A 15,804-nucleotide genomic window follows, 5' to 3' on the forward strand; every position below is an offset into this window, starting at 1 on the left:
CCTTATCTGTGATACGGATGGTTATTCATGAGCGTCCAAGCACGGTAAATTTGTTCTGCCAGAATCACTCTCACCATAGGATGCGGCAATGTCAAACGGGATAAAGACCAAACTTGGTCCGCACGAGCCGTACATCTAGGATCGAGACCATCAGGTCCACCCACGAGCAAACTCACGTTATGACCATCCATCCGCCACTGTTCAGTCTGATCTGCCAGCTGATCGGTGGACCATTCCTTTCCAAGCACTTCCATGGCGATGACTTTGTCTCCAGAAGGTATAGCCTCTAGCATGCTATCTCCTTCTTTGCGAATGGCTTTTGGTATATCCGTATTTTTCCCACGTGGTGACATAGGAATTTCAACAAGTTCTAAGGAAAAATCCTTTGGCAAGCGCTTAGCGTACTCATCGTACCCCTCAGTCACCCACTTCGGCATTTTACTACCAACAGCAATCAAACGAACGCGCATTAAAGGAGCCTTACATTTTTTCTGGCTTAATATCCCACAACTTCTCGAGATCGTAAAATGCTCGAGCTTCATCAGTCATCACATGCACAACGACATCATGTAGATCGACTAAAACCCAATCACTGCCCATACCACGACCTTCAGAACCTAATGGTTGAAGACCCTGTGTTTTCAAATGTTCAAATACGTTTTGACCCAAAGCATTCACATGACGTTTTGATGTACCCGTACAAATCACCATGTAATCCATCATATCCGTATGATTACTTACGTTTAATACGGTGATTTTATCACCTTTCACATCTTCCAATGCTTCAACAGCAAAAGCCAAAATTTGATCTGCCGTTAAGTTAAGCTGACTCATATAATTACGTTACCCTATCGATATAATTGATGTCGTTCTATGTATTTTTGGACTGGCTCTGGCAAAAGGTAAGCAATTGACTCGTTATTACGAGCAAGCGCTCTGATCATGCTAGAGGATATCCCCAAAGGAGTGAGAGTCTCAAACCAGACCCGCCCTGAGGGCGCGCATTGTAACTCATGCGAGGAGGCGGCACGATAGTTTTCGCAAAAACCGCTTAATTCAGAGATTAAATCGGGCTCCCAGCCAGGTCGAGAGACAACCAGTAGGTGAGCATACTGAATTATCTCTCGCCAATTATGCCAGGTTGGAAGCGATAAGAAGCTATCCATCCCCAACACCATAATCAGCGGTTCATCTGGACCAATTTCAGATCGTAAATCTCGCAGTGTATCAATACTATAACTTGGACCTTCCCTATCAATCTCACGCGCATCGACACTCAAGCGCGCATCACTCGATATTGCCAGTCTGGCCATTTCTAGCCGCTGCTCAGGCAAAACACTTGGGCGATCTTTATGAACCGGCTGAAAACAGGGTATCAACTTCATAGCCGAGTAATGGTAACGATCTAAAATCTCAACCGCGGTTCTTAAGTGGCCATTATGAACAGGATCAAATGTCCCGCCCATAATCGCTAGGCCCGACTTTATTACCACACGCTTTGTACTATTAATTGTCACGGGTATGACCATCACCCAACACTATGTACTTTTGGCTGGTCAATCCCAACAATCCGACCGGGCCACGAGCATGAATTTTGTCGGTAGAAATACCAATTTCTGCCCCAAAACCATATTCAAAGCCATCAGCAAAAGACGTCGAAGCATTCACCATCACCGATGATGAGTCCACCTCAGTCATAAACGCCCGTGTTTTTGAATAGTTCTGCGACACAATCGCATCGGTGTGATGGGATCCATACTTATTAATGTGCGCAATCGCTTCATCCATATTAGATACTATCTTAATAGACAATTTAGGCGCTAAATATTCCGTATACCAATCTTCCTCTGTCGCGGCCTCAATAGATGCATCGATAGCACGAGTCTGATCACATCCCACCAAAGACACACCCTTTTCTTGCAAAGCCGACACCAATTTTGGCAAGATTTTTTCAGCGACTGCACAATGTACCAATAAAGACTCCATAGCATTACAGACACCGTAACGACGCGTTTTGGCATTCATCGCAATAGCAAAAGCTTTGTCCAAATCCGCTTCATCATCGATGTATACATGACAATTTCCATCTAAATGCTTTATCACAGGAACACGGGCATCTTTACTGATACGTTCAATTAAACTCTTGCCACCACGCGGAACGATCACATCAACAAACTCCGGCATTGAAATTAGCATCCCAACCGCATCTCTGTCTGTCGTATTAAGAACTTGAACCGCATGCTCAGGCAGCCCAGCCGCGACAACACCGGCCGTTACCGCTTCAGCTATGGCTTGGTTGGAATAAAACGCCTCAGACCCACCGCGTAAAATAGTCGCATTACCCGATTTTAGACACAAACTTGCCGCATCAATCGTCACATTTGGTCGGGACTCATAGATAATGCCAATCACGCCTAAAGGAACACGCATTTGCCCTCGTTGAATTCCAGATGGCAAATACACCATATCAGAAATTTCACCTATCGGATCAGGCAAAGCAGCTACCTGCCTCAAACCTTCGATCATGCCATCAATACGCTTGTTATCTAACAGCAATCTATCCAACAATGCAGAATCAAGCCCTTTGGCACGGCCATTTTCCATATCTTTAGCGTTCTCAGATATCAATCGAGGTCGAGCATTTTCCAAAGCCTCAGCCATAGCAAATAATGCCATGTTTTTTTGCTGGGTGGACGCTTTAGCAAGCAGACGAGAAGCCGCCCTAGCTTGCTGACCAATTCGACTCATATAGGATTCTAAAGACATTTTCACTCTCTGATAAAAGTTAAAAAGAACAGAACAACGAATCGCTAAATTAAGTCGCGACCCGTTTCATCTAAGCAGTATACTATCACATTATTTTTATTCATTTAGCGCAGATTTACACGAAAGGATCGTTCATTGTCATCCCTTAATTCTTTTAACCTAACCACCATTGGCGTAATACATTCTTGCTACAAGGAAAAGTTCGGCATTCCACGCCAACCGGGGCTTGTCACGGAAGCAACGGCACGCTTAGAGCTTATCCCACCCTACAACCGATTGGACGCCTTAGAAGGGCTCGATGGCTTTTCACACATCTGGATCCAATTTATTTTCCACGCTTGCATGTCGGAAAACTGGAAAGCCAAAATACGACCTCCACGTCTAGGTGGAAAGATCAAAATGGGCGTCTTTGCCACACGAGCTACCCATAGACCCAACCCGATTGGACTCTCTGTCGTCAAAATTGGACGAATCTACCAAGAAGATAAAAAAACCTTTATCGATCTGCATGGAGCGGATTTGTTGGATGGCACTCCCGTTCTGGATATAAAACCCTATCTACCTTATGCAGACAGTATCGCCGACGCAAAAGGAGGCTTTGCCCCAACACCAGCGCAAACATTGAAAAAAACAGTCATTTTTTCCGAACTAGCAAAAAATCAATGTGCGCAGTACCAAAACTTGCACAATAAAGAAATAACCACTTTAATAAAACAGATTATTGAACAAGACCCAAGACCATCGTACCTATCAGAACAGTTAGACAGAGAGCATGGTATTAAGATTTGGGACCTCAACGTGAAGTGGTGTGCAAGAATCGATCACTTTGAAATACTTCGAATAGAGCCAACTTAAGAGACTAAGAAATGAATAAAAAACAGTTCTTAAACACTTATAAAAAAATCGATGCTCTTGAAAAAGAAAAACCAATAACGGATGAAAAGCCATCACTTTATCGCTCTGAGCACGATGAACGCCTTATAAAAGACTTTCATTATGCAAAATTCCAAAAAAACCTTCATAACACTCAGCAAAGCCAAGCACTAAAAGCTTTATTAGAAAAAGACAGCTGGACAGAAGAAGACACTAAAACACTGCTAAACTCTTTGCGCTAAAGAAACATACACCAGGTCTATACCCATGGTTATCCACATGTTATGTGTATAGTTTTCTTGTCAATAAATTCGATAAAAAACGATAAAAAATTCAAAAAAAAAGCGGACCCAAGTCCGCTTTTTATCACAACCCAAAATCAAATCTTAGTTTTGATTTTCTAGTTGCGCTTTGATCAAATCACCAATGGTAGTAGGACCATTTGATTCAGCTTGTTGTTTCTCAGAATGAGATTTCAACGCAGCCTTCTCTTCAGTCGCATCTTTCTGCTTGATAGATAGGGTAATAGTACGAGCTTTACGATCAACATTGATGATCGCTGCTTCTACTTTGTCGCCTTCTTTCAATGCAGTCGTTGCATCTTCGATACGCTCACGGCTGATTTCAGACACTTTCAACGTAGCTTCTACGCCTTCAGCAAGAACAACAACCGCACCTTTCGCATCTACTGAAGAAACAGTACCGTTTACGATAGTGCCTTTGTCATTTTCAGCAACGAAAGCAAGGAATGGGTCTTCTTCAAGTTGTTTAACACCCAAAGAAATACGCTCACGCTCAGCATCGATAGACAATACAACAGTTTCTAGCATATCGCCTTTCTTGTATTGACGTACGGCTTCTTCACCCGTTTCGTCCCAAGATAGGTCAGATAGGTGAACAAGACCATCAATACCACCGTCAAGACCAATGAACACACCAAAGTCAGTGATAGACTTGATTGCGCCAGAGATTTTGTCGCCTTTGTTGAAAGACGTCGCGAATTCTTCCCATGGGTTCATTGTGCACTGCTTGATACCCAAAGAAATACGACGACGCTCTTCGTCAATATCAAGAACCATAACTTCAACTTCATCACCAATCTGAACAACTTTAGATGGGTGAATGTTTTTGTTAGTCCAATCCATTTCAGAAACGTGTACTAGACCTTCTACGCCTTCTTCAAGTTCAGCGAAGCAACCGTAATCAGTCAAGTTAGTTACTTTAGCAGTAACTTTAGTGTTTTCTGGGTAACGAGCTTTGATAGCAACCCATGGATCTTCACCCAACTGTTTAAGGCCTAAAGACACACGGTTACGCTCGCGGTCGAATTTAAGAACTTTAACATCGATCTCATCGCCAACAGCAATGATTTCGCTTGGGTGCTTAATGCGTTTCCAAGCCATGTCAGTGATGTGTAGAAGACCATCAACACCACCAAGATCAACGAACGCACCGTAGTCAGTAAGGTTCTTAACGATACCTTTAACTTCTTGACCTTCTTCAAGAGAAGCAAGTAGTGTTTCACGCTCAGCGCTGTTAGTCGCTTCCATAACGGCACGACGAGATACAACAACGTTGTTACGTTTTTGATCAAGCTTGATAAGTTTGAACTCTAGATCCACACCTTCCAAATGAGATGTGTCGCGGATTGGGCGAACATCTACCAAAGAACCAGGCAAGAAAGCACGGATATTAGCGATATCAACTGTGAAGCCACCTTTGACTTTACCATTGATAACACCGTGAACAATGGCGTTTTCTTCGTAAGCTTTTTCTAGAACAGACCAAGTTTCTGCACGTTTAGCTTTTTCGCGAGACAATTTAGTCTCACCGAAACCATCTTCAACAGCATCAAGCGCAACTTTAACTTCGTCACCGATTTTTAAGTTGAACTCACCACTTTCCGTTAGGAACTGAGAACGAGGAATTACGCCTTCAGATTTAAGACCTGCATGAACAGTTACCCACTCACTGTCAATATCAACAATGATACCAGTAACAATTGAGCCTGGCGCCATTTCGACGGTTAATAGGCTTTCTTCAAACAGTTCTGCGAAGCTTTGAGTCATTGTATTTCCTATATAGTCGGCCTATATAAATAACTAGGCCATATCCACATTGCCAGCGATGCGGGTCAGTTTTTTTGGATGATGCGATAAAAGCTTGCTGGCACTTTTATCGACTTGAATAACATTTGAACTATTATAGCACATTCTAGATACAAAAAAGTAGACGCAAAAAACAACAGATTACACAAGACCTGCTTTCACAGCCTCTGCAAAAACGATCTCAACAACCTGCTCTATCGTCAACTCAGTACTGTCTATTACCAAAGCGCCTGCAGCAGGCACAAGAGGAGCGATGGCCCTATTGGCATCTCGCTCATCTCGCTCTTTTATCGTTTTAACCAGTTCCGCGAGATTAACCTCCTCACCTTTTTGCTGCAATTGCTGCAAACGACGCTGTGCACGCTCTTCTGCGGAAGCCGTTAAAAATATTTTAATCTGGGCGGAAGGGAAAACCACTGTCCCCATGTCTCGACCATCAGCCACCAAACCAGGCGTTTGTGAAAAAGCACGCTGACGTAATAACAACCCCTCTCGAACCTCAGGAATAGCCGCCAATTTTGACGCACAATTACCCACATCTTCGGTACGAATAGCTTGAGTAACCACTTCGCCCTCGAGAATAATTTCAACCTTACCCTCTTCTGACTGCTGAAACTGTATATCCAAATGCTCTGCCAGAACCTTGAGAGTATCAACATCATCAGACGACATACCATGATGAGATACAGCCAGCGCAAGCAATCGATATAAAGCACCGCTATCCAGTATATGCCATCCCAGCTTTTCTGCGATTAACTGACTTACAGTGCCTTTACCCGCACCACTTGGACCATCAATCGTAATAACTGGGCCTTGGTTGATCATAACTATTCCTCTTAAAAAACTACTGCGTCACTGAACAATGAAAACCTAATTGCACAGAAACACTCTCCAACTCGTTAAATTCTTCTAATAATTTTTGGCAATCATTCACTTTCGTTATGGACTGGCTGCGCGCACCCAACGCCAACATGGCAAGCGCTAATTTGTCATCGCCAGCGCAATCCAACTCACCACCCTGAGGCAACCCGCCTTTGATTCGTAAATCACCATTTTCGTACACGCAAGCAATTTTCATGTGCTCAAGCGCATCAATAAAGGCCAATACCCTGTCCTCGTGATAGTAGGGTAGAGAACCTATACCCTGAATAACACTCTCACCTTTTGCATAGGCCGCCGCCACACACAGCAAAGGCAACTGCTCTCTGAAACGATAACTTTGCTCTGGCAATAAATGGAACGACTGCAATTCAGCAAAACTCGCCTGCACTCGGCCGTCAAACAACCCAGAGCGGCCTTGCTGGGGCAGAGACACATCAGCACCGATCGAATTCAAAAAAGTCAACAAGGCAAAGGACACTGAATCCAAGCCAGCATTCTCAATCGTCAAATCCGAACCAGGCAAAAGACTTGACAGCAACACCCACCACGTCAATTCATATTCATCACCTGACAACGTTATGTCCGCCCCGACCAATGAAGCAGGAGACACCTTAAACCCTTCTGAATCATCCTGTATTGTCACACCAAAATGACGCAACAACACCTCACAATGAGACAGTTCTTTTGACAATGTCGTAACACTACCTTCTGCTGGCGAATACAAGGTAGCCAAAAATGCCGACATGCGCAGACGCTCAGAGCCTGCTTTTAAATTCACAGACACATCTAAAGGAGTACCGGGCAGCAGATTAACAGGTAAACAATCCGCCATTTCAGATACAACACGACCACCCATTTGACGCACTAAAGAAAATAAATCCGCCATCGACTGATTCAAAAGCTTACCTTCTGCAACAACAGACACAGGAAATGACTGTCCAGCCAGCACCGGCAATAATAAATACAAGCTTTCTCTAGATTGATGGACATTAATGGGCGCAATCGGCGCCTTTAACCCTCTAATCCCTACACCATGAACCCGCAAGTGATCCACCGAAGCCTCTTCTATGACGACTCCCATATCTCGAAAAGCCTGCATAGTAATGCGCACATCGCCCGTCAAATCGATGTTCTTGATTTCACTCACGCCTTCTGACAGCGCGGCTATGGTAATGGCTTTATGTGACAAAGATTTGTCACCCAACAAAGAAACTTCGCCTTTAATGGCTGAAGCAGGCAACACAGAAACAGATACCGGACGAACCTCTTTTGTGGAGCCAATTGTACGCTGCTCTAGTAATCGAAGAAAATGATCTCGCGCAGACTTTGCTCGGGTAAACACACCGAACATACTGGCACCATCACCCAGCTCAATAGCTGTACGCATGTCCGCTAATCGATCGGTAAAATGATCCAACGTTGCGAGTGTCGCGTCTTTATTCGCTAAAAAAACATCTCGCCACATAACCGGGTCACTCGACGCGATTCGCGTAAAGTCACGAAAACCACCCGCTGCAAACTTAAAGATATCTTGGCTGCGTTCACCATTCGCAAGCGCATCAACCAAAGTATAAGCTAGCAAGTGAGGCAAATGACTAGAAGAGGCCAACACATGATCATGGTGATTAACATCCATACTCACCACGTCAGCACCCACCGCACGCCAGAGGCGATGCAGGCGGTCAAGCAACACAGGACTGCTGTCTGCCAAAGGCGTTACGATTGCCATATGCTTTTCAAAAAGCTGAGAATTGGATGCCAAAACACCGCTTTTTTCTGCACCGGCAATTGGGTGACCAGGAATAAAGTTCGTCGGCACATAGCCAAAGACACGACGCACCGCCTCGACCACACTGCCTTTTGTCGAACCCACATCCGTGACTAGCGTCTGATCAGACAAAAAAGGCTTAAGATCCGTTAAAACAGACTCCATCGCCCTGACAGGCGTTGCAAGAACGATAACATCCATCTTAGAGACAAACTCTGCTGAAAGCTCAGCTGGATGATCAATCACCCCGGTAGACACCCCTAAGGACAGCTCACCATCACGGCGATCAACCGCATACAAAGTCGCCAAACCACGCTCTTTCAACGCCTTTGCGAAGGAGCCACCTATCATGCCAAGACCAATGATCATGACATTGCCGAACTTCTTTTTTTCCTGAGACGCCATATCTATGGACGCCTGAAAATCACTTTCACCAATCAAAGCATAACACTCTCAAGTAATTGCTAAAGCACAGCCACTGGGTAGGAACCCAACACCTTCACTTCCGATGCACGTTCACGTAAGTCATCAATCACAGCACGGCAATCGTCGTCCAAATAATGACCAACGAAGTCGATATAAAATATATACCCCCAACGGCTCATTAAAGAAGGACGTGTCTCCAAGCGAGTCATATCAACACCATGACGCTCAAACGCTTCAAGCAACCGATACAAAGCACCAGGTTCATTTTTAGCACTAATAAGCAAAGACGTTTTATCCTTGCCGCTTGGCGGCACATCTTGATTACCAACGATTAAAAAGCGCGTCGTGTTATCAGGACGATCTTCAATATTAGAAGATACTTTCGATAAACCATACAATTCACATGCCACTTCGCCCGCAATCGCCGCAATCGCACGACCACTTCGACCGGCATCTGCGACAAGACGAGCAGCTTCCGCATTCGAACTGACAGCAACACGTTCAACGTGTGGCCAATAACGATCCAACCACGCACGACATTGCGCAAGTGATTGTTGGTGTGAATAGATATGCGTCACATCATCCGCATTAATATTGGGGCTGACCAAAAGATGATGGTGAATACGCTCTTCCACTTCACCACAAATTTTCAAACGCGAATCTCGAAAACTATCCAAGGTATGATTGACCACGCCCTCTGTGGAGTTTTCAACAGGCACGACACCATAGTTTGCTGCACCAGACTCTACCTCACGAAACACTTCATCTATGGCAGCCATTGGTGCACTGATAATAGATTTACCAAAATGCTTCAATGCCGCTTGCTGAGTAAAGGTTCCTTCGGGGCCTAAAAAGGCAATACGCATCGGTTTCTCAAGCGCCAGACAAGAAGACATCACTTGACGAAAAATCTTCGCCATTTCTTCATTACCCAAAGGCCCTTCGTTACGTTCCATCACCCTGCGTAAAACTTGTGCCTCACGCTCTGGACGATAAAAAACAACGGCCTCACCTCCCTGTTCAGCCAGTTTTACCTCCGCTACCTTTTGAGCGCATCTCGCGCGCTCATTTATCAGCATTTGTATTTGTGAATCAATAGAATCGATACGATCACGCAATAAAGGCAGCGTATCGGGCACTGCTTGCTTAGAGTTTGACATGCTATTAATTATCCGTGGTTCTTGTTGCCGGTTAGGTTCTTGCTGCTTTTTTGATATTCATTGTCCGTGGCGTTCTGCAAAGCCACGCATAAAATCAATCAAAGCCTCAATCCCTTCCATCGGCATAGCGTTATAAATGCTTGCTCGCATACCGCCTACTGAACGATGTCCAGCTAACGTACGTAAACCAGCCGCTTCAGACTCTTGTAGGAAAAGAGACTCAAGAGACTCATCCGCCAAAATAAACGGCACATTCATACGCGATCTGTAAGCAGGATCAACCGGGTTGGAGTAGAAATCACTCGCGTCAATAAAGTCATATAGAGCTTGTGCTTTGCGAATATTGATCTTTTCAATTGCTTCGACACCACCTTGAGCCTCTAACCACTCAAACACCAAATCGGCCAAATAAATGGCAAAGGTTGGCGGTGTATTAATCATGGAGTCATTTGCCGCTAAATTGGCAAAATTCCAGATAGACGGCAATGCATCACTGCTACGAGCGAGCAAATCTTTGCGGATAATACAGATAACCACACCCGCAGGCCCCACGTTTTTCTGAGCTCCAGCATAAATTAAACCGTATTTACTGACATCTATCTTGCGAGACAAAATCGTGGAAGACAAATCGGCAACGATAGGCAAATTTGTTTCAGGCAAGTCAGAGAACTCTAAACCACCGATGGTTTCGTTTGGACAAAGATGCAAATACGCCGCACTTTCATCCAATGCTAAAGTGGAAAAATCGGGAACGGTGAGATAGTTTTGCGCTTTTGACGAACCAACAACATTGACTTTCGTATATCTTTTCGCCTCGTTTATCGCTTTTGAAGACCAAGCACCGGTATCCAAAAAGCAAGCAGAATCAAAACCATTCACTAGGTTTGCAGGAATCTGAGCAAATAAAGTAGACGCACCACCCTGAACAAACAAAATCTCATAGTCGTCACTGATATTCATCAAACGTGACAAGCGCGCCTTAGCCGATGCAAGAATGGACATAAACTCAGCACTACGGTGGCTCATCTCCATAACAGAAACGCCAGCACCATGCCAATCTAACATTTCAGCTTGTGCTTTTTTCAAAACCGCTTCAGGAAGCGCTGCTGGACCAGAACAAAAATTATATACTCGGCTCATCCTGCTTGTTACCTCTAGTATGTTCAGGAATTACTTTACAAGAACGATCTACAACAAAAGCGACGCACCTAGGTGCGTCGCTTTACTATCTACTCTGCATCAGAATCAAGATTGTCAGGTGACTCTTCGTCATCCGTCGGAGATTGATCAATAACAGCATCATCTGCATCATCTGCCTCATCAATCTCAACGTCCCCTTCATCGTGCTCAACGACAGCTTCGTCATGTTCAACAACACGCTCAATGCCAACCAGATGCTCATCATTCGTCAAACGAATCAAGGTCACACCTTGCGTATTTCGGCCTTGACAAGACACTTCAGTCACTCGAGTTCGAACCAAGGTTCCTTGATCTGTAATCAAGATAATCTCATCGGTTTCATCTACCTGAGCAGCACCGATCACTGGACCGTTACGCTCTGACACTTGAATACCGATAACACCTTGACCACCACGACCATAGACAGGGAAATCTTCGACCAAAGTACGCTTACCGTAGCCGTTTTCACATGCCATCAATACCGCAGAGCCATCTTGAGGAACAATAAGCGACACGACTTTAGCGTCTTCACCCAAGCGAATACCACGAACACCAGCAGCAGTACGACCCATTGCACGAACATCAGACTCTTTAAAGCGAATGGTCTTACCAGAAGAAGAAACCAACATAATGTCGTTCTCACCATTGGTAACCGACACACCAACCAACTCATCTGTTTCATCTAGACTAAGCGCAATCAATCCCGTTGAGCGCGGACGAGCAAAATGTTGCATCGCCGTTTTCTTAACGGTTCCATTTGCTGTTGCCATAAAGATATAGCTACTGGCTTCAACAATCGCGTCATCAGCAACGTCTTCATCTGTTTCAGAGTCAGCGTCAACGGCTTCAACCACTGGCAAAGGCAACAGAGCAGAGATAGACTCTCCCTCTCTTAAAGGCAGCAAATTGATAATAGGACGCCCTTTCGCACTGCGACTCGCTACCGGAATCTCAAACACACGCAACCAATACACTTTACCAAAATTACTGAACAGCATAATGGTGTCATGACTACTGGTGACCAATAAATGCTCAATATGATCTTCGTCTTTCATACTTGCAGAAGACTTACCACGACCACCACGACGCTGAGCTTGATACTCTTCTAGCGGCTGAGATTTCGCATAACCCGTATTTGAGATCGTCACCACCATTGGCGCTTCATCAATCAAATCGGCAATCGTCAAGTCTTGGCGAGAGGTTAGAATCTCCGTACGACGCGCATCACCAAAAGTATCTCGAACTTCTTCTAGCTCTTCACGGATAACTTCCATCAAGCGATCAGGATTCGACAAAATATTCAACAACTCACCGATGGTTTCAATAAGTGCTTTATATTCACCTAGTAATTTATCATGCTCTAAACCCGTTAAACGATGCAGACGCAAATCCAAAATCGCTTGTGCTTGGTCAGGCGACAAGTGGTAGGCACCATCGACAAAACCATACGCTGCATCCAGATCATCTGGACGACACGCATCCGCACCAGCACGTTCAAGCATGGCCATGACATTACCTGGTTGCCAAGACTCACTGACGAGTTTTTCTTTCGCCTCGGCCGAAGTAGGCGAGGTACGAATTAACTCAATCACGCGATCAATGTTGGCTAAAGAAACCGCCAAACCCTCAAGGATATGACCTCGTTCACGCGCTTTACGCAGTTCAAAAATAGTACGGCGAGTCACCACTTCACGACGGTGCTTCACAAAACATTCTAAAATCTGTTTTAGATTCAGCAATTGAGGACGGCCATCAACGAGAGCCACCATGTTCATGCCAAAAACAGACTGTAATTGCGTTTGTGAAAAAATATTGTTCACCACAACGTCAGGGTTTTCGCCACGACGCAGTTCAATAACAATACGCATACCATCTTTGTCAGACTCATCTCGAAGCTCACTGATGCCCTCGAGTTTTTTCTCTTTTACCAGCTCCGCGATTTTTTCGATGACTTTCGCTTTGTTTAACTGATAAGGAATCTCAGTAAAGACGATGGACTGGCGATTACCTTTCTCCATGTCTTCAAAATGATGGCGGGCACGCATATAAATGCGACCTCGACCTGTTTTATAGGCTTCTATAATGCCTGCACGGCCATTAATAAAAGCGCCTGTAGGGAAGTCGGGCCCTGGAATATGGTCAATAAGCTCATCAATAGTAATGTCAGCATTGTCAATAATCGCTAGACAACCATCGATAATTTCACCCAAATTATGAGGTGGGATATTAGTCGCCATACCCACTGCGATACCCGCTGAACCATTTACTAACAGTCCAGGCACGCGCGCAGGCAGCACTTCTGGCATAAACTCCGTGCCATCGTAGTTTGGCACAAAATCAACGGTTTCTTTCTCAAGATCCATCAAAAGATGATGAGCAATTTTCGCCATTCGAATTTCGGTATAACGCATTGCCGCAGCACTGTCACCATCGACAGAACCAAAGTTACCCTGACCATCAACCAAGGTGTAACGCATTGAAAAAGGCTGCGCCATACGAACAATCGTATCGTATACAGCAGAATCACCATGCGGGTGATATTTACCGATTACATCACCGACGATACGCGCCGACTTTTTGTACGGTTTATTCCAATCATTTTTAAGTTCATTCATCGCAAATAGAACGCGACGATGAACAGGCTTCAACCCGTCTCGTACATCAGGTAATGCTCGACCGACAATAACGCTCATCGCGTAATCTAGGTAAGATCCCTTAAGTTCATTTTCGATACTGACGGGAATAATTTCTTTGGCTAATTCACCCATAGATACAATCGATCCTTATGCCTTGGAGTCAAAAAGACTCCCTAATATCTTTTTATAAGCGCCGCATTGTAACATAAGGAAATAAATAACACCCCTTTGAGGAGCATGTTTTGTGACTCAATATAGTAATTATGCCCCACACAATCTCAATTCAGCACCCCCCATTTCATCCAAGCACGCTAAGTGGTTATACTATTAATACAAAAGAAGTTTACTATTGGTCACCTGTTGGGTTGGCGCTATACTACTAAAATGAGCTTTATCCATTTAACATCACTTTACTTCAGCCTCAGCAACACTGAAAAACGGAAGCCAAACAAATGACAAATCCTCAGCAAAACAACGTAGATCTAGATGAAGTTGCCAAGTTTGAAGCGCTCGCGAGCCGTTGGTGGGATACCGAAAACGAGTTTAAACCATTACACGATATCAACCCTTTACGCACCAACTACATCAATGAACGCGCCGAAGGCTTACAGGGCAAAAAAGTGATTGATATCGGTTGCGGCGGCGGTATTTTGTCAGAAGCCATGGCAAAACTAGGCGCCAACGTCAAAGGCATTGACATGGGCGAAGCACCGTTAGCGGTAGCCAAACTGCACTTGGCAGAATCGATGCTTAACATTGATTACGAGAAAATCACTGCCGAAGAAATTGCACAACGCGAAGCGGGTCAATACGATGTTGTCACATGCCTAGAGATGTTAGAACATGTACCAGACCCAGCGTCGGTAATAACCGCCTGCATGGCGTTAGTCAAACCAGGCGGACATGTCTTTTTCTCTACCATAAACAGAAACCCAAAAGCCTACCTGTTTGCCATTATAGGAGCGGAATATGTGCTCAAAATGCTACCAAAAGGCACCCATGATTATGCTAAATTTATCCAACCAGCTGAACTCAACAACTACGCAAGACAAGCGGGACTAGACGTCATCCATATGACTGGAATGACCTACAACCCTCTGACTAAAGTGTATAAACTGAACGATAAAGATGTGTCAGTCAATTATCTAATGCACACCCAGAAAGTCAACGTCTAACAAAGACGCAAGGAGGAGATATGTTTGATTATCAAGCCCCAAACCAACTGCTTAAAGACAAAATAATCCTTGTAACAGGCGCAGGTGACGGCATAGGAAAGGCAGCCGCCATCACTTATGCAAAACACGGCGCCACTGTCATTCTATTGGGTCGAACAACCAAGAAACTGGAAGCGGTTTATGACTACATAGAAAAACAGCACTACCCACAGGCCGCTATCGTTCCGTTAAATCTAGATGGTGCTGCAGGACATGACTACCTGGAACTGGCCAACACCATTGAAAGTGAATTCGGCCACCTTGACGGCATCTTGCACAATGCCAGTCTTCTGGGTGAACGCACCAGCCTAGCAAACTATGATCCCGTACTGTTCGAGCAAGTAATGCGCGTCAATGTGACCAGTCAATTATTACTCAACCAAGCCTTACTGCCTCTTATGCAAAAGGCTGACAATGCGTCTATTATTTTCACCTCCTCTGGTGTTGGAAGACAGGCCAAAGCAAACTGGGGAGCCTACGCCATCTCTAAGTTTGCCACAGAGGCGATGATGCAACTCCTGTCTAGCGAGCTGCCAAATCTCTCACCCAACGTTCGGGCAAATGCCATCAATCCCGGAGCAACAAGAACCAACATGAGAGCCAATGCCTACCCAGACGAAGACCCTCAAACACTTCCTAGCGCGGAGGATATCATGCCGCTTTATCTTTATTTAATGGGCAATGACAGCCTTCATATAAACGGCCAATCCTTAGACGCCCAATAAAACACTCTTTTTTGGCAATGGACAGAAAACTTGTCCATTGCATCTCACCGCAGGCTTCAGTAATCTG

The 15,804-nt window shown here is 44.8% G+C and carries 14 protein-coding genes; 4 read left to right on the top strand and 10 right to left on the bottom strand.

Annotated features, from left to right (window positions below):
* Positions 1-2: 2 nt before the first annotated feature.
* Genes rlmH through DKT73_RS10805 form a run of 4 tightly spaced genes read right to left on the bottom strand, consistent with a single transcriptional unit; the run spans position 3 to position 2,766 of the window.
* Positions 3-470, bottom strand: coding sequence for a 23S rRNA (pseudouridine(1915)-N(3))-methyltransferase RlmH (gene rlmH, locus DKT73_RS10790; protein ID WP_111638562.1), 468 nt, complete (start codon positions 468-470; stop codon positions 3-5).
* Between the two features lie 10 nt (positions 471-480).
* Positions 481-834, bottom strand: a complete 354-nt coding sequence (rsfS, locus tag DKT73_RS10795; protein ID WP_111638563.1) for a ribosome silencing factor — start codon at positions 832-834, stop codon at positions 481-483.
* A gap of 14 nt (positions 835-848) precedes the next feature.
* Positions 849-1,517: a nicotinate-nucleotide adenylyltransferase gene (gene nadD / locus DKT73_RS10800; RefSeq protein WP_232827846.1), complete on the bottom strand. Its 669-nt coding sequence runs from the start codon at positions 1,515-1,517 to the stop codon at positions 849-851.
* Entirely contained in the window at positions 1,507-2,766 is a 1,260-nt protein-coding gene (locus DKT73_RS10805; protein WP_111638565.1) for a glutamate-5-semialdehyde dehydrogenase, read from the bottom strand. Before DKT73_RS10805 ends, nadD begins: the two co-directional genes overlap by 11 nt.
* Before the next feature lie 135 nt (positions 2,767-2,901).
* Here DKT73_RS10805 and tsaA point away from each other — a divergent pair, with 135 nt between their 5' ends.
* Together tsaA and DKT73_RS10815 are read left to right on the top strand one after the other, a co-directional pair.
* Positions 2,902-3,621, top strand: coding sequence for a tRNA (N6-threonylcarbamoyladenosine(37)-N6)-methyltransferase TrmO (gene tsaA / locus DKT73_RS10810; protein WP_111638566.1), 720 nt, complete (start codon positions 2,902-2,904; stop codon positions 3,619-3,621).
* Positions 3,622-3,632: 11 nt separating this feature from the next.
* Positions 3,633-3,881: a hypothetical protein gene (locus DKT73_RS10815; protein ID WP_111638567.1), complete on the top strand. Its 249-nt coding sequence runs from the start codon at positions 3,633-3,635 to the stop codon at positions 3,879-3,881.
* Positions 3,882-4,025: 144 nt separating this feature from the next.
* Here DKT73_RS10815 and rpsA read toward each other — a convergent pair whose 3' ends face one another.
* The 6 genes from rpsA to gyrA all read right to left on the bottom strand — a co-directional run bounded on the left by rpsA (position 4,026) and on the right by gyrA (position 13,930).
* Complete coding sequence (gene rpsA / locus DKT73_RS10820) at positions 4,026-5,708, bottom strand: 30S ribosomal protein S1 (RefSeq protein WP_111638568.1); 1,683 nt, start codon at positions 5,706-5,708, stop codon at positions 4,026-4,028.
* A 180-nt stretch (positions 5,709-5,888) separates the two neighbouring features.
* On the bottom strand, positions 5,889-6,572 hold the full coding sequence (gene cmk / locus DKT73_RS10825; protein ID WP_111638569.1) for a (d)CMP kinase: 684 nt from the start codon (positions 6,570-6,572) through the stop codon (positions 5,889-5,891).
* 19 nt (positions 6,573-6,591) lie between these two features.
* Entirely contained in the window at positions 6,592-8,802 is a 2,211-nt protein-coding gene (locus DKT73_RS10830) for a bifunctional prephenate dehydrogenase/3-phosphoshikimate 1-carboxyvinyltransferase (protein ID WP_232827847.1), read from the bottom strand.
* Between the two features lie 59 nt (positions 8,803-8,861).
* Complete coding sequence (pheA, locus tag DKT73_RS10835; protein ID WP_111638571.1) at positions 8,862-9,983, bottom strand: prephenate dehydratase; 1,122 nt, start codon at positions 9,981-9,983, stop codon at positions 8,862-8,864.
* A 57-nt stretch (positions 9,984-10,040) separates the two neighbouring features.
* The gene (gene serC, locus DKT73_RS10840) at positions 10,041-11,123 is read right to left on the bottom strand and encodes a 3-phosphoserine/phosphohydroxythreonine transaminase (protein ID WP_111638572.1); all 1,083 of its coding nucleotides are present in this window, start codon (positions 11,121-11,123) and stop codon (positions 10,041-10,043) included.
* Between the two features lie 89 nt (positions 11,124-11,212).
* Positions 11,213-13,930, bottom strand: coding sequence for a DNA gyrase subunit A (gene gyrA, locus DKT73_RS10845; protein WP_111638573.1), 2,718 nt, complete (start codon positions 13,928-13,930; stop codon positions 11,213-11,215).
* Positions 13,931-14,250: 320 nt separating this feature from the next.
* Between gyrA and ubiG the strand changes: the two genes are divergently transcribed.
* Together ubiG and DKT73_RS10855 are read left to right on the top strand one after the other, a co-directional pair.
* On the top strand, positions 14,251-14,973 hold the full coding sequence (gene ubiG, locus DKT73_RS10850) for a bifunctional 2-polyprenyl-6-hydroxyphenol methylase/3-demethylubiquinol 3-O-methyltransferase UbiG (RefSeq protein ID WP_111638574.1): 723 nt from the start codon (positions 14,251-14,253) through the stop codon (positions 14,971-14,973).
* A gap of 20 nt (positions 14,974-14,993) precedes the next feature.
* Positions 14,994-15,737: a YciK family oxidoreductase gene (locus DKT73_RS10855; RefSeq protein WP_111638575.1), complete on the top strand. Its 744-nt coding sequence runs from the start codon at positions 14,994-14,996 to the stop codon at positions 15,735-15,737.
* The last annotated feature ends 67 nt before the right edge of the window (positions 15,738-15,804 follow it).

This window comes from Marinomonas shanghaiensis, assembly GCF_003259175.1.
Classification (GTDB): domain Bacteria; phylum Pseudomonadota; class Gammaproteobacteria; order Pseudomonadales; family Marinomonadaceae; genus Marinomonas; species Marinomonas shanghaiensis.